The organism is Streptomyces sp. TSRI0281, from assembly GCF_001905125.1.
GTDB lineage: Bacteria > Actinomycetota > Actinomycetes > Streptomycetales > Streptomycetaceae > Streptomyces.
This window is the reverse complement of the sequence record NZ_LWLE01000001.1, coordinates 775194-793789: the sequence shown is the minus strand read 5'-3', so window position 1 is coordinate 793789 and position 18596 is coordinate 775194. Positions and strand designations below refer to the sequence as shown.

The window sequence follows — 18596 nt, the reverse complement described above, 5'->3', positions numbered from 1 at the left end:
TGCAAGATCACATGGAGTGGGTCGAGCCTAGGGGGGTGCAGGGCCCACTTCGAGGAAGAGCGCAATAGTCGTACCGGTGTGCCTCGCGGGGGCGTCACGTCTCCGTTCCCGGCCGCTCCGGAAGCCCCGGCCAGGTCGTGATGAGCCCTGATCAAGGCCCGATCAAGGCTCTGTACGGGGGTCGGGCAGGGTGTCGATCAGGTGCCGGACGTGGGCCGTCGAAACGGATTTGGGCGATCGGCGGAGGACCGTGTAATGTCTTCATCGCTCGCCCCAATAGCTCAGTCGGTAGAGCGTCTCCATGGTAAGGAGAAGGTCTGCGGTTCGATTCCGCATTGGGGCTCTGGTGATCGGGAAACCCCGCTTCGGCGGGGGGACTCATCATCAAAGCGGTGTAGCTCAGTCGGTAGAGCAAGCGGCTCATAATCGCTGTGTCACCGGTTCAAGTCCGGTCACCGCTACCAACGGTAGCCGATTGTTGGGTCGGTCCTTCGATCGGCTACTCTTTTATGCGTTCATCCGTCCATCCGTCCGTCCAAGGAGCACTCACGTGGCTGCCACCGACGTCCGCCCGAAGATCACGCTGGCCTGCGTGGAGTGCAAGGAGCGGAACTACATCACCAAGAAGAACCGGCGTAACAACCCGGACCGTCTTGAGATGAAGAAGCACTGCCCGCGCTGCAACTCGCACACCGCGCACCGCGAAACCCGCTGAATCAGGCTCGTACACGAGGCCGTCCCCTCTGGGGGCGGCCTCGTGTCGTTGTATGGGGCTGTCCCTGCCCTTATTCGTCTTTCATCAGGAGGTAGCGAGCTCATGGCGCTCGACCAGTCCTTCGTGGGGCGGACCTATCCGCCCACCCCGGCGTACGAGGTCGGCCGGGAGAAGATCCGCGAGTTCGCCGAAGCGGTGGGCGACACCAATCCGGTGTACGTCGATCCGGTGGCCGCGGAGGCGCTCGGGCATTCCGATGTGATCGCGCCTCCCACCTTTGTCTTCTCGATCACGTTCAAGGCCGCCGCGGCGGTCGTGCAGGATCCGCAGCTGGGACTGGACTACAGCCGTGTGGTGCACGGTGACCAGAAGTTCACGTACGCGCGTCCCGTACGGGCGGGGGACCGGCTCACGGTCACATCGACGATCGAGGGCATCAAGTCCCTGGCGGGCAACGACATCCTGGACATCCGGGGCGACGTGCACGACGAGTCCGGTGCGCTCGTCGTGACGGCGTTGATGAAGCTGGTGGCGCGCGCCGCCGAGGAGGCGTGATGACCGCGAAGATCAGTTACGGGTCGGTCGAGGTGGGGACGGAGCTGCCGGCGCAGTCGTTCCCGGTGACGCGGGCGACGCTGGTGCAGTACGCGGGAGCCTCGGGCGACTTCAATCCGATCCACTGGAACGAGAAGTTCGCCCGCGAGGTCGGGCTGCCGGATGTGATCGCGCACGGCATGTTCACGATGGCCGAGGCGATCCGGGTGGTCACGGACTGGGTCGGGGACCCGGCGGCGGTCGTCGAGTACGGGGTGCGGTTCACCAAGCCGGTCGTCGTGCCGAACGACGACAAGGGCGCACTGGTCGAGGTCAGCGGCAAGGTCGCCGCGAAGCTGGACGACAACCGGGTCCGGGTGGACCTGGTCGCCATGTGTGACGGCAAGAAGGTGCTGGGAATGTCCCGGGCCGTGGTCAAGCTCGCCTGACACCGCAGGGCCTCGGCCCTTCGGTGCTGTGGGCGAGGTGGCTCTGTGCGGGACGGCTCCGGGTGGGGCAGCTGTACGAGGCGACCGTGCGCGAGACGGCTCTGCGAAAGTGTCATGGGTAAGGGGCGTCCCTCTATGGAGGGGCGCCCCTTACCCATGCCGCCCGCACCGGCCGGGACGCTGAGCGGCGCCGCGTCGGGCTTGCCAAGTTAGTGATTGAGCAATAACTTACCCGCATGGCAAGAATGAGTGCGGAGGAGCGGCGCGAGAGCGTCGTTCGTGCGGCGATCACCGAGTTCGCGCGCGGTGGCTACAACGGCACGTCGACCGAGGCGATCGCGAAGCGGGTCGGTGTCTCGCAGCCGTATCTCTTCCGGCTCTATCCGAACAAGCGGGCCATCTTCCTCGCCGCCGCCGAGCGCTGCCTCGAAGACACCCATCAGGTGTTCATGACGGCCGCCGAAGGGCTGGAGGGTGAGGAGGCGCTGCATGCCATGGCCGCGGCGTACCAGCGGCTCATCGTCGACGACGCCGACAAGCTGCTGATGCAGATGCAGATCTACGCGGCCATCGCGGCGGCGGAGGCGAGCGGGGACCACGAGTTCGGCGAGACGGTGCGGGCCGGCTGGGGGCGGATGTGGGACGACCTCCACATCGTCCTCGGGGGGGATCTGGGCGAGACGACGACGTTCCTGGCATACGGGATGCTCGTCAACACGCTGGCCTCGCTCGGCTTCCCGGCCGACCATCGCACCTGGTCGGGGTTCTACGACTCCGCCAGGCCCACGGGGTGAACAGCGCGACCCGGGTTCGGCCCGGTTTTCTGTCCGTGAAAGTTAGTAATCAATAACTAACCCTCTGGGGGAGCAGTGAACCAGCACACCGCCAGTCGCGGGGGAGCCGTCTGGGCCCTCGTCATCACCAGCGTCGCCGGGTTCATGGCGGCGCTCGACAACCTCGTCGTCACCACCGCGCTGCCGTCCATCCGCGAGAGCCTCGGCGGTGAGCTGAAGGAGCTGGAATGGACGGTGAACGCGTACACCCTCACCTTCGCCGTGCTGCTGATGACCGGTGCCGCGCTCGGTGACCGGTTCGGCAGGCGGCGGCTCTTCATGGCCGGGCTGTCCGTCTTCACCGCCGCCTCGGCCGCCGCCGCCCTGTCGCCCGGCATCGACGAGCTCATCGCCTTCCGCGCGGTCCAGGGCATCGGCGCGGCGATCATGATGCCGCTGACCCTCACCCTGCTGAGCGCCGCCGTACCGGCCGCCCGGCGGGGCATGGCGCTGGGCATCTTCGGCGCGGTCACCGGCATGGCCGTCGCGAGCGGGCCGCTGATCGGCGGCACGCTCACCGAGCACATCTCCTGGCACTGGATCTTCTGGCTGAACGTCCCGATCGGCCTGGCGCTGCTGCCGCTGGCCCGGTGGCGCCTCGCCGAGTCGTACGCCCCCAAGGCCCCGCTCGACATACCCGGCACGGTCCTGATCAGCGCGGGCCTCTTCGGCATCGTCTACGCCCTGGTCAGCACCACGAGCCACGGCTGGACCAGCCCCACCGTGCTGACCGGGCTGATCGTGGGCACGGCCCTGCTCGGCGCGTTCGTGTACCACGGCTTCCACGCGAAGAACCCGATGCTTCCGATGCGGCTCTTCCGCAGCCGCGCCTTCTTCGGGATCAACATCGCGAGCCTGCTGATGTTCCTCGGGATGTTCGGGTCGATCTTCCTGCTCAGTCAGTTCCTGCAGAACGGGCTCGGCTACTCGCCCACCGAGGCCGGTCTGCGGATGCTGCCCTGGACCGGGATGCCGATGCTGGTCGCGCCGATCGCCGGCTACCTCTCCGACCGGTACGGCGGCCGCCCCGTGGTGGTGACCGGCCTGGTGCTCCAGGCCACCGGCCTCGCGCTCTTCGCGCTGATGATCTCGCCGGACATGAGCTACGTCTCCCAGCTGCCCGCCCTGATCATCGGCGGCATCGGCATGGCGATGTACTTCGCGCCCGCCGCCAGCCTGGTGCTCTCCAGCGTCCGTGAGGGAGAGCAGGGCATCGCCTCCGGTGCCAACAACGCGCTGCGGGAGGTCGGCGGAGCGCTCGGAGTCGCCGTGCTGGCCTCGGTCTTCTCGGCGCAGGGCGGATACGGATCGGCCCGCGCCCTCGCGGACGGAACCGGTCCGGCCGTCTGGATCGGCGCCGGAGTGGTGGCCCTCGCCGCGCTCGTCGCCCTCCTCATCCCTGCCCGGCGCGCTGCGCAGGTGCCGGAGCCCCGGCCGGCCGAGGAACGGGCCGCCGTCGCGGCCTGAGCCTCCTGCGGAGCGGGCGCGCGCCGCCGTCCGGGCAGAGAGGCGTCGTGCGTCGGCCCGTGCGGGCCCGGTGGTCCGGCCGGTGGGTGTCCCGTGCGGGGCCCGGTGGTCCGGCCGGTCCGCGAGGGGCGTGCGGCCCATGCGGTCCGTGGCCCCGCCGAAGAGGCGGGGCCACGGACCGTACCCTTGTCCCCGTGCAGGAACTCCACGATGCCCCCCTCGCCCCCCTGACCACCTTCCGGCTCGGCGGCCCCGCGGCCCGCCTTCTCACGGCCACGACCGACGCCGAGGTGATCGCCGCCGTGCGCGAGGCCGACGGGAGCGGCACGCCGCTCCTGGTCATCGGCGGCGGATCCAACCTGGTCATCGGCGACAAGGGCTTCGACGGCACCGCCCTGCGCATCGCGACCCAGGGCTTCGCCCTCTCCGGTACGACGCTGGAGCTGGCGGCCGGAGAGGTGTGGACCGACGCCGTCGCCCGCACGGTCGAGGCCGGACTCGCGGGCATCGAGTGCCTGGCCGGGATCCCGGGGTCCGCGGGCGCGACGCCGATCCAGAACGTCGGTGCCTACGGTCAGGAGGTGTCCTCCACGATCACGGAGGTCGTCGCCTATGACCGGTACGCACGAGAAACGGTCACGATCCCCAATGCCGAGTGCGTGTTCTCGTACCGACACAGCCGTTTCAAGGCGGAACCTGATCGCTTTGTGGTGCTTCGTGTCCGCTTCGAGCTGGAAGAGGCGGCAGGCCAGTCCGCGCCCCTCCGGTACCCCGAAACGGCTCGGGCCATGGGCGTCGAGCAGGGCGAGCGCGTCCCCGCCGCCGCGGCCCGCGAAACGGTGCTGCGCCTGCGCGCGGGCAAGGGCATGGTGCTGGACCCGGAGGACCACGACACCTGGTCGGCCGGCTCCTTCTTCACCAACCCCATCCTCGAACCGGCGCAGTACGAGGCGTTCCTGGACCGGGCCCGGCAGCGGCTCGGCGACGGTACGACGCCCCCGGCGTTCCCCACCGGGGACGGCCGTACCAAGACCTCGGCTGCCTGGCTGATCGACAAGGCGGGCTTCACCAAGGGATACGGCACCGGTCCGGCCCGTATCTCCACCAAGCACACCCTCGCCCTCACCAACCGCGGCGGCGCGACCACCGAGGACCTGCTGGCCCTGGCCCGCGAGGTCGTCGCCGGGGTCCACGAGGCATTCGGCGTCACGCTGGTCAACGAACCCGTGACCGTCGGCGTGAGCCTGTAGAGGACGGGCGGGGCGGCGGGCCCGGGAGCCGGAGCGGGCCGCGGCTCAGTAGGCGATGCCCACGCCCTGCTTCAGGGTCGCCGGATCGTCGATGAGCGCCAGCATCGCGTGCGCCACGTCGGCCCGCGCGATGACCCGGCCGCTGCGCGGGGTGCCGCCGACGACCTTCCGGTACGTCCCCGTGCGCGGCCCGTTCGTCAGCTTCGGCGGCCGTACGGACGTCCAGTCCGTCGCCGAGCGGGCCAACGCCGCCTCCATCAGCGTCAGATCGGCGTACACATCCCGCAGGACCGCCCCGACCACCTTGTGCATCAGCCGGTCCAGCAGCGGGTCGTCCGCCGGTGCGGGCCCGACCGGCGCCGCGCTCACGACCAGCAGCCGCCGCACCCCCTCGGCCTCCATCGCCGCCAGCACCTGCCCGGTCAGCCGCTCCGTGATCCCCTCGGCCTTCCGGCCGCCCGCCCCCAGCCCGGAGAGCACCGCGTCCCGGCCGGCCACCGCCCCGCGCACCGCGGCCGTGTCGTCGAACCGCACCACCTCGTGGAACGCCGCCCCGGCCAGCCCCTCCGGGAGCTTCGCCGGGTCACGGGCCACGATCGTCACCTCGTGGCCCGCCTCGATCCCCTGGCGCACGATCTCCTGGCCGATGCCGCCCGTCGAGCCGAACACTGTGAGCCTCATGGTGAGCCTTCCTCGGGTGGGTGAGTATTCACTCACCTCTAGAGTGAGTGGATACTCACCCGCACGTCAAGGTTGGTTGGAGCACGCATGGAGCAGAAACCGGCCCGTGTCCGGATAGTCGACGCCGCGTACGAACTGATGCTCGGCATCGGCCTCGCCAGGGTCACCACCAAGGAGATCGCCCGGGCGGCGGGCTGCTCGGAAGCGGCGCTGTACAAGTACTTCGCCGGCAAGGAGGAGCTGTTCGTGACGGTGCTCGACGAGCGGCTGCCCAAGCTCGGCGCCGTCCTGAGCGCCCTGGCCGCCGAGCCGGGGGAGGGCGACATCGAGCGGAACCTCACCGAGATCGCCCGCCAGGCCGCGCTGTTCTACGAGCAGAGCTTCCCGATGGCCGCCTCGCTGTACGCCGAGCCCCAGCTCAAGCGCCGTCACGAGGAGGCCATGCGCGAGCTGGGCACCGGGCCGCACAAACCCATCCAGGGACTCGACGCCTACCTCCGGGCCGAACAGCGGGCGGGCCGCGTCCGCGCGGACGCCGACACCTACGCCGCGGCCTCGCTGCTGCTGGGAGCCTGCGCCCAGCGGGCCTTCGCCTACGAGATGGCTCCCGGCCGCACGCCCCCGCAGCCGCTCGACGCGTTCGCCGCCTCGATCGCCCGCACCCTGCTCGGCGGAATCAGCTAGCCGAGGGCGGTCGCAGCCACGCGTCGATCCCGCTCAGCATCTTCTCCGCCACGTCGGCCGGTGCCGCCGACCCCCGCACGGACTGCCGGGCCAGTTCGGCCAGCTCCTCGTCGGTGAAGTCGTGATGGCGGCGTACGAGGTCGTACTGCGCGGCCAGCCGGGAACCGAACAGCAGCGGGTCGTCCGCCCCCAGCGCCAATGGCACCCCCGCGTCGAACAGGGTGCGCAGCGGTACGTCCGCGGGCTTCTCGTAGACCCCGAGCGCCACATTGGAGGACGGGCAGACCTCGCAGGTCACCCCGCGCTCCGCCAGCTTCCGCAGCAGCCGGGGGTCCTCCGCCGCGCGTACGCCGTGTCCGATCCGGGTCGCGCCGAGGTCGTCGAGGCAGTCGCGCACACTGGCCGGCCCGGCGAGCTCGCCGCCGTGCGGGGCCGCGAGGAGTCCGCCCTCGCGGGCGATGGCGAAGGCGCGGTCGAAGTCGCGGGCCATCCCGCGGCGCTCGTCGTTGGAGAGCCCGAAGCCGACGACGCCCCGGTCCGCGTACCGCACGGCGAGCCGTGCCAGGGTCCGGGCGTCCAGTGGGTGCTTCATCCGGTTCGCCGCGATCACCACCCGGATCCCGAGCCCGGTCTCCCGGGAGGCGCTGTCCGCGGCGTCCAGGATGATCTCGATCGCCGGGATCAGGCCGCCGAGCAGCGGGGCGTACGAGGTGGGGTCGACCTGGATCTCCAGCCACTGGGAGCCGTCCGCGACGTCCTCCTGGGCGCTCTCGCGCACGAGCCGCTGGATGTCCTCCGGGGACCTGAGGCAGGACCGGGCGATGTCGTAAAGCCGCTGGAAGCGGAACCAGCCCCGCTCGTCGGTCGCCCGCAGCCTGGGCGGTTCGCCACCGGTCAGCGCCTCGGGCAGGTGTACGCCGTATTTATCGGCTAGTTCGAGCAGGGTGGTGGGCCGCATCGACCCGGTGAAGTGCAGGTGCAGGTGGGCCTTGGGCAACAGACGTACATCACGCTCCATCGGTAGATCCTGCCGCACGAGCGGGCCGGAGCGGAAGCCGCTTTCCCTCTTGGGGCGCCGATCGAACAAAAAGTGCCCCCCGGCCGCGGCCGGGGGGCACTTTCCGAGGTGAGGGAGTGACGGGTCAGTCCTTGGCCTCGCCCAGCAGCTTCTGGAGGCGGGAGACGCCCTCGACGAGGTCGTCGTCGCCCAGGGCGTACGACAGCCGCAGGTAACCCGGCGTGCCGAAGGCCTCGCCCGGTACGACGGCGACCTCGGCCTCGTCCAGGATGAGCGCCGCGAGCTCCGCCGAGGTGGCGGGGCGCTTGCCGCGGATCTCCTTGCCGAGCAGCTCCTTCACCGACGGGTACGCGTAGAACGCGCCCTCGGGCTCCGGGCAGAGCACGCCGTCGATCTCGTTGAGCATCCGCACGATGAGGCCGCGCCGGCGGTCGAAGGCGGAACGCATCTCGGCGACCGCGTCCAGCGGGCCGGAGACGGCGGCCAGCGCGGCGATCTGGGCGACGTTGGAGACGTTGGAGGTGGCGTGCGACTGAAGGTTGGTGGCGGCCTTCACGACGTCCTTCGGGCCGATGATCCAGCCCACGCGCCAGCCGGTCATCGCATAGGTCTTGGCGACACCGTTGACCACGATGCACTTGTCGCGCAGCTCGGGCACGATCGCCGGGAGCGAGGTGAACTTCGCGTCGCCGTAGACGAGGTGCTCGTAGATCTCGTCGGTCAGCACCCACAGGCCGTGCTCGACGGCCCAGCGGCCGATCGCCTCGGCGTCGGGCTCGCTGTAGACGGCGCCGGTCGGGTTGGACGGCGAGACGAAGAGGACGACCTTCGTGCGCTCGGTGCGCGCGGCTTCGAGCTGCTCGACGGAGACCCGGTAGCCGGTGGTCTCGTCGGCGACGACCTCGACCGGGACACCGCCCGCGAGACGGATGGACTCGGGGTAGGTGGTCCAGTACGGGGCGGGGACGATGACCTCGTCGCCCGGGTCGAGGATCGCGGCGAACGCCTCGTAGATGGCCTGCTTGCCGCCGTTGGTCACCAGGACCTGGGAGGCGTCGACCTCGTAGCCGGAGTCGCGCAGCGTCTTCTCCGCGATGGCGGCCTTGAGCTCCGGGAGCCCGCCGGCCGGGGTGTAGCGGTGGTACTTCGGGTTGCGGCAGGCCTCGACCGCGGCGTCGACGATGTAGCCGGGGGTCGGGAAGTCGGGCTCACCGGCACCGAAGCCGATCACCGGTCGCCCGGCGGCCTTGAGGGCCTTCGCCTTGGCGTCGACGGCGAGGGTGGCGGACTCGGAAATCGCACCGATGCGGGCGGAAACCCGACGCTCGGACGGAGAAGTTGCAGCGCTCATGCCCCCATGGTCCCAGACAGGAATTGCCGTCGGCACAGGGGTTTCAGGGACCGGACAGGACCTGGACAGCATGCGGACAGGACCGGTCGGTTCCTGTCTGTTCGACGCGAGGGCCCCGAGCACGTACACTCACCTGTCGTTGGCCTTCACCAGCCGCACTGTTCCCGCACCCGAGCACCGGGGAGGATGCGGTAGGTTGGTGGAAACCACAAAGGGTCGTAGCTCAATTGGTAGAGCACTGGTCTCCAAAACCAGCGGTTGGGGGTTCAAGTCCCTCCGGCCCTGCTACACACTCCTTCGCCAGGATGTGTGCGCATGTACGTACTTCATTGCACAGCCGTGCGGCTCCACCGGGCGCGGCACGGCCACGACCCGGAATCAGGTGAGTAGCGTGACGGACGCCGTGGGCTCCATCGACATGCCTGATGCCGAGGATGAAGTCCCCGAGTCGAAGAAGGCTCGGAAGGGCGGCAAGCGCGGCAAGAAGGGCCCTCTGGGGCGCCTCGCGCTGTTCTACCGCCAGATCGTCGCAGAGTTGCGCAAGGTCGTTTGGCCGACTCGTAACCAGCTGACCACGTACACCGCAGTGGTGATTGTGTTCGTCGTTGTCATGATTGGTCTTGTTACCGTGATTGACACGGGATTCGCGCGGGTCATCAAGTACGTTTTCGGCTGATCTGCGGGAGGCGTCCGACAGGGCGCCCCTTTCGCATGTTCCACCCATTTGTATCCAGGAAGAAGCAGCCATCGTGTCTGACCCGAACCTGAACGACGCCGTCGAGCCCGAGGCTGGCGCCTTCGAGTCCGCCGAGGACGAGCTCGACATCGTTGAGGCGGCGGATTCTGTGGAGCCGGACCAGGCCGAAGCTGCTGATGAAGCTGCGGGCGAGCCCGCCGAGCAGGCTGCCGTGCACGCCGAGTCGGAGGAGTCCGACGAGGTCGAGGCTTCCTCCGACGAGGACGCCGAGAGCGATGGCGCCGAAAGCGACGACGCCGAGGCTGCCGACGACGAGAGCGCCGACGAGGAAGAGGCCGAGCCGGCCGCCCCCGTCGACCCCGTCACCGCCCTGCGCGACGAGCTTCGCGGTCTTCCCGGCGAGTGGTACGTCATCCACACGTACGCCGGTTACGAAAAGCGCGTGAAGGCCAACCTGGAGCAGCGCGCCGTCTCGCTCAACGTCGAGGACTTCATCTACCAGGCCGAAGTGCCCGAGGAAGAGATCGTCCAGATCAAGAACGGCGAGCGCAAGAACGTCCGCCAGAACAAGCTCCCGGGTTACGTCCTGGTCCGCATGGACCTGACGAACGAGTCCTGGGGTGTTGTCCGCAACACGCCCGGCGTCACCGGCTTCGTGGGCAACGCCTACGACCCGTACCCGCTGACCCTGGACGAGATCGTCAAGATGCTCGCCCCCGAGGCCGAGGAGAAGGCGGCCCGCGAGGCGGCCGAGGCCGAGGGCAAGCCGGCTCCGTCCCGCAAGGTCGAGGTCCAGGTGCTGGACTTCGAGGTCGGGGACTCGGTCACCGTCACCGACGGCCCGTTCGCGACGCTCCAGGCGACGATCAACGAGATCAACGCCGACTCGAAGAAGGTCAAGGGCCTGGTCGAGATCTTCGGTCGCGAGACCCCGGTCGAGCTCAGCTTCGACCAGATCCAGAAGAACTAGCACCTCCCGCCGGTTTCTGGACACATGCCTACCGAGCAGGTCAGACAGGCTTCGCAGCCCGTCTGACCTGCTCGGTTTTTGGTCGCGCAGCTATACCCGTTATCGTTGTGCGGTATGCCTCCATCCGGATGACCGGACTGGCGGCGAAAAACTCTCAACTGGACCCGGAGAGAGCAATGCCTCCCAAGAAGAAGAAGGTCACGGGGCTTATCAAGCTCCAGATCAACGCCGGTGCGGCCAACCCGGCGCCGCCGGTCGGCCCCGCACTGGGTCAGCACGGCGTCAACATCATGGAGTTCTGCAAGGCCTACAACGCCGCGACCGAGTCGCAGCGTGGCATGGTCGTGCCGGTGGAGATCACGGTCTACGACGACCGCTCCTTCACCTTCATCACCAAGACTCCGCCGGCCGCCAAGCTGATCCTCAAGGCCGCAGGTGTGGACAAGGGCTCCGGCGAGCCGCACAAGACCAAGGTTGCCAAGCTCACGGCTGCCCAGGTCCGCGAGATCGCCACGACGAAGCTCCCCGACCTGAACGCCAATGACCTCGACGCCGCGTCGAAGATCATCGCTGGCACCGCCCGTTCCATGGGCATCACGGTCGAAGGCTGATTCAGCCCCGTAGCCCTCAGTGGTAGGACCAAGCGCTGGTCCGCACCACGACTCCACACCCTGAAACCACAGGAGTAGAAGTGAAGCGCAGCAAGACCCTCCGCGCTGCGGACGCGAAGATCGACCGGGAGCGCAACTACGCCCCCCTCGAGGCCGTCCGTATCGCCAAGGAGACCTCCGCCACCAAGTTCGACAGCACCGTCGAGGTCGCGTTCAGCCTGGGTGTCGACCCTCGCAAGGCCGACCAGATGGTCCGTGGCACCGTGAACCTGCCGCACGGCACCGGCAAGACCGCCCGGGTCCTGGTCTTCGCGACCGGTGACCGTGCTGCGGCCGCGGAAGCCGCGGGCGCCGACATCGTCGGCTCCGACGAGCTCATCGACGAGGTGGCGAAGGGCCGTCTGGACTTCGACGCCGTCGTCGCCACTCCGGACCTCATGGGCAAGGTCGGCCGCCTCGGCCGCGTGCTCGGTCCGCGTGGTCTGATGCCGAACCCGAAGACGGGCACCGTCACCCCCGATGTCGTGAAGGCTGTCAACGACATCAAGGGCGGCAAGATCGAGTTCCGCGTCGACAAGCACTCGAACCTGCACTTCATCATCGGAAAGGTCTCCTTCGACGAGACCAAGCTGGTGGAGAACTACGCAGCGGCGCTGGACGAGATCCTCCGTCTGAAGCCGTCCGCCGCCAAGGGCCGCTACATCAAGAAGGCCACGCTGGCCACCACGATGGGCCCCGGCATCCCGCTGGACTCCAACCGCACCCGCAACCTCCTCGTCGAGGAGGACCCGGCCGCCGTCTGAGCCACCGCGCTCACCAGGCAGTCGCGTCACACGCGTGCTTTGTGACGGGCCCCGCAACCTTTCGAGGTGCGGGGCCCGTCCTCGTTTCCGAAGGATGCGTCCGGTAGTACGCGTAACTGTCGGTCCCCTGTGCCAGTGTGGGACGACAGGACGAAGCGAGGGGTGGAGCGGTAGATGACGACGACCAGGACTGTACGGCGGGTGTGCGTGGCCTTCGCGTCGGTGGCGGCGCTGACCTCGGTGGCGGCGTGCAGCGGTTCCGACGACGCCGGAGGCACCGGCAAGGACGGGACGCGCGCGGGCGGCGTGGTGAAGGGCGAGCAGGTCGCCGCGCTGCGCCAGGTGCAGGAGAAGACCGGCGGGGCCAAGTCGGCCAAGGTCGAGGGCACCACCGTGATGGGCACCAACATGTCGATGACGCAGAGCGGTGTCATCGACTGGAGCAAAGGGCTCACGGGCTCCCTGAAGATCACGTACACCGGGGGCACGATGGGCGATGCCCTGAAGAAGTCCGGTGGCGACGGCTCGATGGAGGCCCGGTACCTCAAGGACGAGTACTACGCCAACATGGGCGACGCCTTCGCCGCCAACATCGGCGGCAAGCACTGGGTCCGGTACGCCTACAAGGACCTCGCCGAGCTGTCCGGGGCCTCCGGCGGGGTGATGAAGGACCAGATGGAGAGCAGCACCCCCGAGCAGGGCGTGAAGGCGCTGCTGGCCTCCGGCGACGTGAAGAAGGTCGGCCAGGAGGACGTACGGGGGGTGCCCACGACGCACTACTCCGGCACGGTCGACGTGGCGGAGCTGACCGCGAAGAACGGCGCCCTGGACGAAGCACAGCTCGCGGCGCTCAAGAAGCAGCTCGACCAGGCCGGCATCACCACGGAGACCGTGGACATCTGGGTCGACAAGAACGACCTGCTGGTGAAGAAGACCGAGCGTGGCCAGATGAAGACCGGCGAGCTCAACACGACGGTCTACTACAGCGACTACGGCACCGCGGTCGCGGTGGAGAAGCCCCCGGCCGCCGACACGGCCGACTTCGCGGACATCCTGAAGCAGCAGCAGGGCGCCGCCGCAGGTGCGGGCGCGGGCGCGTCCTAAACCTCACGCACCCACCCGATCCGGGACGGATTTGCCCGACGCGGCTCCGGTCGCGTACTCTCCAGAAGAAGCCAAAGACCGCTGGTCGTCGCTGTGCTCTCGCAAGAGGGAGCAGTGACCGAAGGATCCGCTGAGAACGGACGACCTGCGCAGGTGACTGTGGAAAGCTCCCGGACTCTGTCCGGTCGAGCTGCGCCCTGGCACTTGTGCTGGGGCGTTTCGTCTTTTACGGCACCTTCTGAGCGGTCCTCATCACCCGGAAGGAGGCCGACGCTCATGGCAAGGCCCGACAAGGCTGCCGCGGTAGCCGAGCTGACGGACCAGTTCCGCAGCTCGAACGCCGCCGTGCTGACCGAGTACCGGGGTCTCACCGTGGCACAGCTCAAGGAGCTGCGCCGTTCGCTCGGTGAGAACGCCCAGTACGCCGTGGTGAAGAACACGCTGACCAAGATTGCGGCCAACGAGGCCGGGATCAACACGCTGGACGACCTGTTCTCGGGTCCGACGGCGGTTGCCTTCGTCACCGGTGACCCGGTGGAGTCGGCGAAGGGTCTTCGTGACTTCGCCAAGGACAACCCCAACCTCATCATCAAGGGCGGTGTCCTTGACGGTAAGGCGCTGTCCGCCGATGAGTTCAAGAAGCTCGCGGACCTTGAGTCCCGCGAGGTTCTGCTCGCCAAGGTGGCCGGTGGAATCAAGGCGTCGATGGCCAAGGCCGCGGCGACGTTCCAGGCCCCGCTGTCGGAGTTCGTCCGCACCGCGGACGCCCTTCGCGCCAAGGTCGAGCAGGGCGGTGCCGGTACGCCGGCTCCCGCCGACGCCGAGGTGGCGGAGTAACCCTCCGCTCCACGGCTCGCAGCGGGCCCGTACGCCCGCCTTCATATACACCCGGCACCTGCCGACTTAGTGGAAGGACGCCATCATGGCGAAGCTGTCCCAGGACGACCTGCTCGCGCAGTTCGAGAACCTGACCCTCATCGAGCTCGCTGACTTCGTCAAGGCCTTCGAGGAGAAGTTCGACGTCAAGGCTGCCGCCCCGGTCGCCGTCGCCGCCGCCGGTGGCGCTGCCGCCGCCGCGGACGCCCCGGAGGAGCAGGACGAGTTCGACGTCGTCCTCACCGGCGCCGGCGAGAAGAAGATCCAGGTCATCAAGGTCGTGCGTGAGCTGACCTCGCTGGGTCTCAAGGAGGCCAAGGACCTCGTCGACGGCACCCCGAAGCCGGTCCTCGAGAAGGTCGCCAAGGAGGTCGCCGAGAAGGCTGCCGAGTCCCTCAAGGCCGCCGGCGCTTCCGTCGAGGTCAAGTGACCCTGCGAGTCATCTGACTCCTCAGGACCGTCTCTGCCGCAAGGCGGGGATGTCACATCGCAAAGGGCGATCACCCATCCGGGTGGTCGCCCTTTGGCGTGCCCGTGGCGGGTGCCTTGCTCTTCCGGCGGTGGCGAGTATGGTGATCTTCGCCGTGCGCCTCTCAGGGGGCCTCCTACGGCGTCCAGGGGCGGCTGGAGAGGATCGCCGGGAGTCTGTCCCGGCTTGTAGGCCTTGACGAACCGCACGAGGCGCGCAATTCTCAGGGGCGCGTCATCACATCGATCCGAATCCGAGGCATGGATCGAGTGTGAAGAGGGCAGTAAAGAAGAGCGCACCCCGCGCAAGGACTAGGCATAGGTGTTGAGAACAGCTGTTGAGAGCAACGCGGGTCTCTGAGAACCCCGACTGGACATCAGTGTGGCGTTTGGCTACACTGACCCTTTGCGCTGCCTGTTAGCTGCCTCCTGCCCGTCACCAGGGGCATGCCCACGCTTGAGCATCGATGACTGATCCTCCCTTACCTGGGATATCTGTCTTTGTGTCCAACTTGGGACCGGTACGCGCGTAGTGAGTCCGAGCCCTCGGAAGGACCCCCTCTTGGCCGCCTCGCGCAACGCCTCGACCGCGAATACGAACAACGGTGCCAGCACCGCCCCGCTGCGCATCTCTTTTGCAAAGATCAAGGAGCCCCTCGAGGTTCCGAACCTCCTCGCGCTGCAGACCGAGAGCTTTGACTGGCTCCTCGGTAACGCCGCCTGGAAGGCTCGCGTCGAGGCTGCTCTGGACAGTGGACAAGACGTCCCCACCAAGTCCGGCCTGGAGGAGATCTTCGAGGAGATTTCGCCGATCGAGGACTTCTCCGGGTCGATGTCGCTTACGTTCCGCGACCACCGCTTCGAGCCCCCGAAGAACTCGATCGACGAGTGCAAGGAGCGCGACTTCACGTTCGCCGCACCGCTCTTCGTCACCGCCGAGTTCACCAACAACGAGACCGGCGAGATCAAGTCCCAGACGGTCTTCATGGGCGACTTCCCGCTCATGACCAACAAGGGCACCTTCGTCATCAACGGCACCGAGCGTGTCGTCGTGTCGCAGCTGGTCCGCTCGCCGGGTGTCTACTTCGACTCCTCCATCGACAAGACGTCCGACAAGGACATCTTCTCGGCCAAGATCATCCCGTCCCGGGGTGCCTGGCTGGAGATGGAGATCGACAAGCGCGACATGGTCGGTGTCCGCATCGACCGCAAGCGCAAGCAGTCCGTGACCGTTCTCCTCAAGGCTCTCGGTTGGACCACCGAGCAGATCCTCGAAGAGTTCGGCGAGTACGAGTCCATGCGCGCCACCCTGGAGAAGGACCACACCCAGGGCCAGGACGACGCGCTGCTCGACATCTACCGCAAGCTGCGTCCGGGCGAGCCGCCCACGCGCGAGGCCGCTCAGACGCTGCTCGAGAACCTCTACTTCAACCCGAAGCGCTACGACCTCGCGAAGGTCGGCCGCTACAAGGTGAACAAGAAGCTCGGCGCGGACGAGCCGCTCGACGCCGGTGTGCTCACCAGCGACGACATCATCGCGACCATCAAGTACCTGGTGAAGCTGCACGCCGGGGAGCTTGAGACCGTCGGTGAGTCCGGCCGGACGATCGTCGTCGAGACCGACGACATCGACCACTTCGGCAACCGTCGTCTGCGTAACGTCGGCGAGCTCATCCAGAACCAGGTCCGTACGGGTCTGGCCCGTATGGAGCGCGTCGTGCGTGAGCGCATGACGACCCAGGACGTCGAGGCGATCACGCCGCAGACCCTGATCAACATCCGGCCGGTCGTCGCCTCCATCAAGGAGTTCTTCGGCACCAGCCAGCTGTCGCAGTTCATGGACCAGAACAACCCGCTGTCGGGTCTCACCCACAAGCGCCGTCTGTCGGCTCTTGGCCCGGGTGGTCTGTCCCGTGAGCGGGCCGGCTTCGAGGTCCGTGACGTGCACCCGTCCCACTACGGACGCATGTGCCCGATCGAGACCCCTGAAGGCCCGAACATCGGTCTGATCGGTTCGCTCGCCTCGTACGGACGCGTCAACGCGTTCGGATTCATCGAGACGCCGTACCGCAAGGTCGTCGACGGTCAGGTCACCGACGAGGTCGACTACATCACGGCCGACGAGGAAGACCGTTACGTCATCGCCCAGGCGAACGCGACGCTCTCCGACGAGCTGCGCTTCACCGAGCCCCGCGTCCTGGTCCGCCGTCGTGGCGGAGAGGTCGACTACGTGCCCGGCACGGACGTCGACTACATGGACGTCTCGCCGCGCCAGATGGTGTCCGTCGCCACCGCGATGATTCCCTTCCTGGAGCACGACGACGCCAACCGTGCCCTCATGGGCGCGAACATGATGCGGCAGGCGGTGCCGCTCATCAAGTCGGAGGCCCCGCTCGTCGGCACCGGCATGGAGTACCGCTGCGCCACCGACGCCGGTGACGTGCTCAAGGCCGAGAAGGACGGTGTGGTCCAGGAGGTCTCCGCGGACTACATCACCGTCACGAACGACGACGGCACGTACACCACGTACCGCATCGCCAAGTTCATGCGCTCCAACCAGGGCACCTCGGTCAACCAGAAGGTTGTCGTCTCCGAGGGTGACCGGGTCATCGCCGAGCAGGTTCTCGCCGACGGTCCGGCCACCGAGAACGGCGAGATGGCCCTCGGCAAGAACCTCCTCGTGGCGTTCATGCCCTGGGAGGGTCACAACTACGAGGACGCGATCATCCTGTCGCAGCGCCTCGTGCAGGACGACGTCCTCTCCTCGATCCACATCGAGGAGCACGAGGTCGACGCCCGTGACACCAAGCTCGGCCCGGAGGAGATCACCCGGGACATCCCGAACGTCTCCGAAGAGGTCCTCGCCGACCTCGACGAGCGCGGCATCATCCGTATCGGTGCCGAGGTCGTCGCCGGTGACATCCTCGTCGGCAAGGTCACGCCCAAGGGCGAGACCGAGCTGACCCCCGAGGAGCGCCTGCTCCGCGCGATCTTCGGTGAGAAGGCGCGCGAGGTGCGCGACACCTCGCTGAAGGTCCCGCACGGCGAGATCGGCAAGGTCATCGGCGTCCGCGTCTTCGACCGCGAAGAGGGCGACGAGCTGCCGCCGGGCGTGAACCAGCTGGTCCGCGTCTACGTCGCGCAGAAGCGCAAGATCACCGATGGTGACAAGCTCGCCGGCCGTCACGGCAACAAGGGCGTCATCTCGAAGATCCTGCCGATCGAGGACATGCCGTTCCTGGAGGACGGCACCCCGGTCGACATCATCCTCAACCCGCTGGGTGTCCCGTCCCGAATGAACCCGGGACAGGTCCTCGAAATCCACCTCGGCTGGCTCGCCAGCCAGGGCTGGAAGGTCGAGGGCAGCGAGGAGTGGATGGAGCGGCTGAAGGCGATCGGCGCCGACGACGTCGCCGCCGGCACCAACGTCGCGACCCCGGTCTTCGACGGTGCCCGCGAGGACGAGATCTCCGGTCTCTTCGAGTCCACGATCCCGAACCGCGACGGCAACCGGATGGTCCAGCCCTCCGGCAAGGCCAACCTGTTCGACGGCCGCTCCGGCGAGCCGTTCCCCGAGCCGGTCTCGGTCGGCTACATGTACATCCTCAAGCTCCACCACCTGGTCGACGACAAGCTCCACGCCCGTTCGACCGGTCCGTACTCCATGATCACCCAGCAGCCGCTGGGTGGTAAGGCTCAGTTCGGTGGACAGCGCTTCGGTGAGATGGAGGTGTGGGCGCTGGAGGCTTATGGCGCCGCTTACGCCCTCCAGGAGCTGCTGACGATCAAGTCCGACGACGTGACCGGCCGCGTGAAGGTCTACGAGGCGATCGTCAAGGGCGAGAACATCCCCGAGCCGGGCATCCCTGAGTCCTTCAAGGTGCTCATCAAGGAAATGCAGTCGCTCTGCCTCAACGTGGAGGTGCTGTCCTCGGACGGTATGTCCATCGAGATGCGTGACACGGACGAGGACGTCTTCCGCGCGGCGGAGGAACTCGGTATCGACCTGTCCCGGCGCGAGCCGAGCAGCGTCGAAGAGGTCTGACGGGTTGGCCGGCCGGATCCCAGTGATCCGGCCGGCTCTC

General features: G+C 67.9%; 18 protein-coding genes and 3 tRNA genes. 18 read left to right on the top strand and 3 right to left on the bottom strand.

Translation table 11 applies throughout. The features are described 5' to 3' along the window. Positions 1-270 precede the first annotated feature (270 nt). The 8 genes from A6A29_RS03670 (at position 271) to A6A29_RS03635 (ending at position 5248) form a co-directional block, all read left to right on the top strand. Positions 271-343, top strand: a tRNA-Thr gene (locus A6A29_RS03670). A 45-nt stretch (positions 344-388) separates the two neighbouring features. Further along, a tRNA-Met gene (locus A6A29_RS03665) sits at positions 389-464 on the top strand. Positions 465-550: 86 nt separating this feature from the next. Next, a complete protein-coding gene (rpmG, locus tag A6A29_RS03660) occupies positions 551-715 on the top strand; it encodes a 50S ribosomal protein L33 (RefSeq protein WP_003956487.1) in 165 nt (54 codons plus the stop codon). 102 nt (positions 716-817) lie between these two features. Beyond that, complete coding sequence (locus tag A6A29_RS03655) at positions 818-1270, top strand: MaoC family dehydratase N-terminal domain-containing protein (RefSeq protein WP_073718421.1); 453 nt, start codon at positions 818-820, stop codon at positions 1268-1270. Beyond that, positions 1270-1698, top strand: coding sequence for a MaoC family dehydratase (locus tag A6A29_RS03650; RefSeq protein ID WP_073718420.1), 429 nt, complete (start codon positions 1270-1272; stop codon positions 1696-1698). Before A6A29_RS03655 ends, A6A29_RS03650 begins: the two co-directional genes overlap by 1 nt. Before the next feature lie 245 nt (positions 1699-1943). After that, entirely contained in the window at positions 1944-2492 is a 549-nt protein-coding gene (locus A6A29_RS03645) for a TetR/AcrR family transcriptional regulator (RefSeq protein ID WP_073718419.1), read from the top strand. 75 nt (positions 2493-2567) lie between these two features. Next, positions 2568-3998, top strand: coding sequence for an MFS transporter (locus tag A6A29_RS03640; RefSeq protein WP_073718418.1), 1431 nt, complete (start codon positions 2568-2570; stop codon positions 3996-3998). Between the two features lie 194 nt (positions 3999-4192). Further along, positions 4193-5248 carry a UDP-N-acetylmuramate dehydrogenase gene (locus tag A6A29_RS03635; protein ID WP_073718417.1) on the top strand — a complete coding sequence of 352 codons (1056 nt, stop codon included), beginning with the start codon at positions 4193-4195 and terminating at the stop codon, positions 5246-5248. A gap of 45 nt (positions 5249-5293) precedes the next feature. Here A6A29_RS03635 and A6A29_RS03630 read toward each other — a convergent pair whose 3' ends face one another. Beyond that, on the bottom strand, positions 5294-5929 hold the full coding sequence (locus A6A29_RS03630) for an NAD(P)-dependent oxidoreductase (RefSeq protein WP_073718416.1): 636 nt from the start codon (positions 5927-5929) through the stop codon (positions 5294-5296). Between the two features lie 87 nt (positions 5930-6016). Here A6A29_RS03630 and A6A29_RS03625 point away from each other — a divergent pair, with 87 nt between their 5' ends. After that, positions 6017-6613, top strand: coding sequence for a TetR/AcrR family transcriptional regulator (locus tag A6A29_RS03625; protein WP_073718415.1), 597 nt, complete (start codon positions 6017-6019; stop codon positions 6611-6613). Here the strand turns inward: A6A29_RS03625 and A6A29_RS03620 are convergent. Beyond that, the gene (locus A6A29_RS03620) at positions 6606-7631 is read right to left on the bottom strand and encodes an adenosine deaminase (RefSeq protein WP_073718414.1); all 1026 of its coding nucleotides are present in this window, start codon (positions 7629-7631) and stop codon (positions 6606-6608) included. The genes A6A29_RS03625 and A6A29_RS03620 overlap by 8 nt on opposite strands. 124 nt (positions 7632-7755) lie before the next feature. Continuing rightward, positions 7756-8982, bottom strand: a complete 1227-nt coding sequence (locus A6A29_RS03615) for a pyridoxal phosphate-dependent aminotransferase (protein ID WP_073718413.1) — start codon at positions 8980-8982, stop codon at positions 7756-7758. A gap of 212 nt (positions 8983-9194) precedes the next feature. Between A6A29_RS03615 and A6A29_RS03610 the strand changes: the two genes are divergently transcribed. The 9 genes from A6A29_RS03610 to rpoB all read left to right on the top strand — a co-directional run bounded on the left by A6A29_RS03610 (position 9195) and on the right by rpoB (position 18556). Next, a tRNA-Trp gene (locus tag A6A29_RS03610) sits at positions 9195-9267 on the top strand. Positions 9268-9373: 106 nt separating this feature from the next. After that, positions 9374-9658 carry a preprotein translocase subunit SecE gene (gene secE / locus A6A29_RS03605; RefSeq protein ID WP_073718412.1) on the top strand — a complete coding sequence of 95 codons (285 nt, stop codon included), beginning with the start codon at positions 9374-9376 and terminating at the stop codon, positions 9656-9658. 73 nt (positions 9659-9731) lie between these two features. Continuing rightward, complete coding sequence (gene nusG, locus A6A29_RS03600; protein ID WP_073718411.1) at positions 9732-10649, top strand: transcription termination/antitermination protein NusG; 918 nt, start codon at positions 9732-9734, stop codon at positions 10647-10649. A 176-nt stretch (positions 10650-10825) separates the two neighbouring features. Next, positions 10826-11260: a 50S ribosomal protein L11 gene (gene rplK / locus A6A29_RS03595; RefSeq protein ID WP_024494105.1), complete on the top strand. Its 435-nt coding sequence runs from the start codon at positions 10826-10828 to the stop codon at positions 11258-11260. Between the two features lie 80 nt (positions 11261-11340). Beyond that, on the top strand, positions 11341-12063 hold the full coding sequence (gene rplA, locus A6A29_RS03590; RefSeq protein WP_073718410.1) for a 50S ribosomal protein L1: 723 nt from the start codon (positions 11341-11343) through the stop codon (positions 12061-12063). A gap of 174 nt (positions 12064-12237) precedes the next feature. After that, complete coding sequence (locus tag A6A29_RS03585) at positions 12238-13167, top strand: hypothetical protein (RefSeq protein ID WP_073718409.1); 930 nt, start codon at positions 12238-12240, stop codon at positions 13165-13167. A gap of 276 nt (positions 13168-13443) precedes the next feature. Beyond that, positions 13444-14004 carry a 50S ribosomal protein L10 gene (rplJ, locus tag A6A29_RS03580; protein WP_073718408.1) on the top strand — a complete coding sequence of 187 codons (561 nt, stop codon included), beginning with the start codon at positions 13444-13446 and terminating at the stop codon, positions 14002-14004. Between the two features lie 85 nt (positions 14005-14089). Further along, positions 14090-14473 (top strand): 50S ribosomal protein L7/L12, encoded by a 384-nt coding sequence (rplL, locus tag A6A29_RS03575; protein ID WP_073718407.1) that lies wholly within the window; start codon positions 14090-14092, stop codon positions 14471-14473. Between the two features lie 600 nt (positions 14474-15073). After that, on the top strand, positions 15074-18556 hold the full coding sequence (rpoB, locus tag A6A29_RS03565) for a DNA-directed RNA polymerase subunit beta (protein WP_073718406.1): 3483 nt from the start codon (positions 15074-15076) through the stop codon (positions 18554-18556). Positions 18557-18596: the final 40 nt, after the last annotated feature.

Bases quoted from the DNA above. Each gene is read 5' to 3' on its own strand.
- A6A29_RS03645 (WP_073718419.1), top strand. From the start codon at position 1,944: ATGAGTGCGGAGGAGCGGCGCGAGAGCGTCGTTCGTGCGGCGATCACC.
- A6A29_RS03630 (WP_073718416.1), bottom strand. From the start codon at position 5,929: ATGAGGCTCACAGTGTTCGGCTCGACGGGCGGCATCGGCCAGGAGATC.
- A6A29_RS03655 (WP_073718421.1), top strand. From the start codon at position 818: ATGGCGCTCGACCAGTCCTTCGTGGGGCGGACCTATCCGCCCACCCCG.
- A6A29_RS03615 (WP_073718413.1), bottom strand. From the start codon at position 8,982: ATGAGCGCTGCAACTTCTCCGTCCGAGCGTCGGGTTTCCGCCCGCATC.
- A6A29_RS03650 (WP_073718420.1), top strand. From the start codon at position 1,270: ATGACCGCGAAGATCAGTTACGGGTCGGTCGAGGTGGGGACGGAGCTG.
- rplL (WP_073718407.1), top strand. From the start codon at position 14,090: ATGGCGAAGCTGTCCCAGGACGACCTGCTCGCGCAGTTCGAGAACCTG.
- A6A29_RS03625 (WP_073718415.1), top strand. From the start codon at position 6,017: ATGGAGCAGAAACCGGCCCGTGTCCGGATAGTCGACGCCGCGTACGAA.
- rplJ (WP_073718408.1), top strand. From the start codon at position 13,444: ATGGCAAGGCCCGACAAGGCTGCCGCGGTAGCCGAGCTGACGGACCAG.
- A6A29_RS03620 (WP_073718414.1), bottom strand. From the start codon at position 7,631: ATGGAGCGTGATGTACGTCTGTTGCCCAAGGCCCACCTGCACCTGCAC.
- A6A29_RS03585 (WP_073718409.1), top strand. From the start codon at position 12,238: ATGACGACGACCAGGACTGTACGGCGGGTGTGCGTGGCCTTCGCGTCG.
- rplK (WP_024494105.1), top strand. From the start codon at position 10,826: ATGCCTCCCAAGAAGAAGAAGGTCACGGGGCTTATCAAGCTCCAGATC.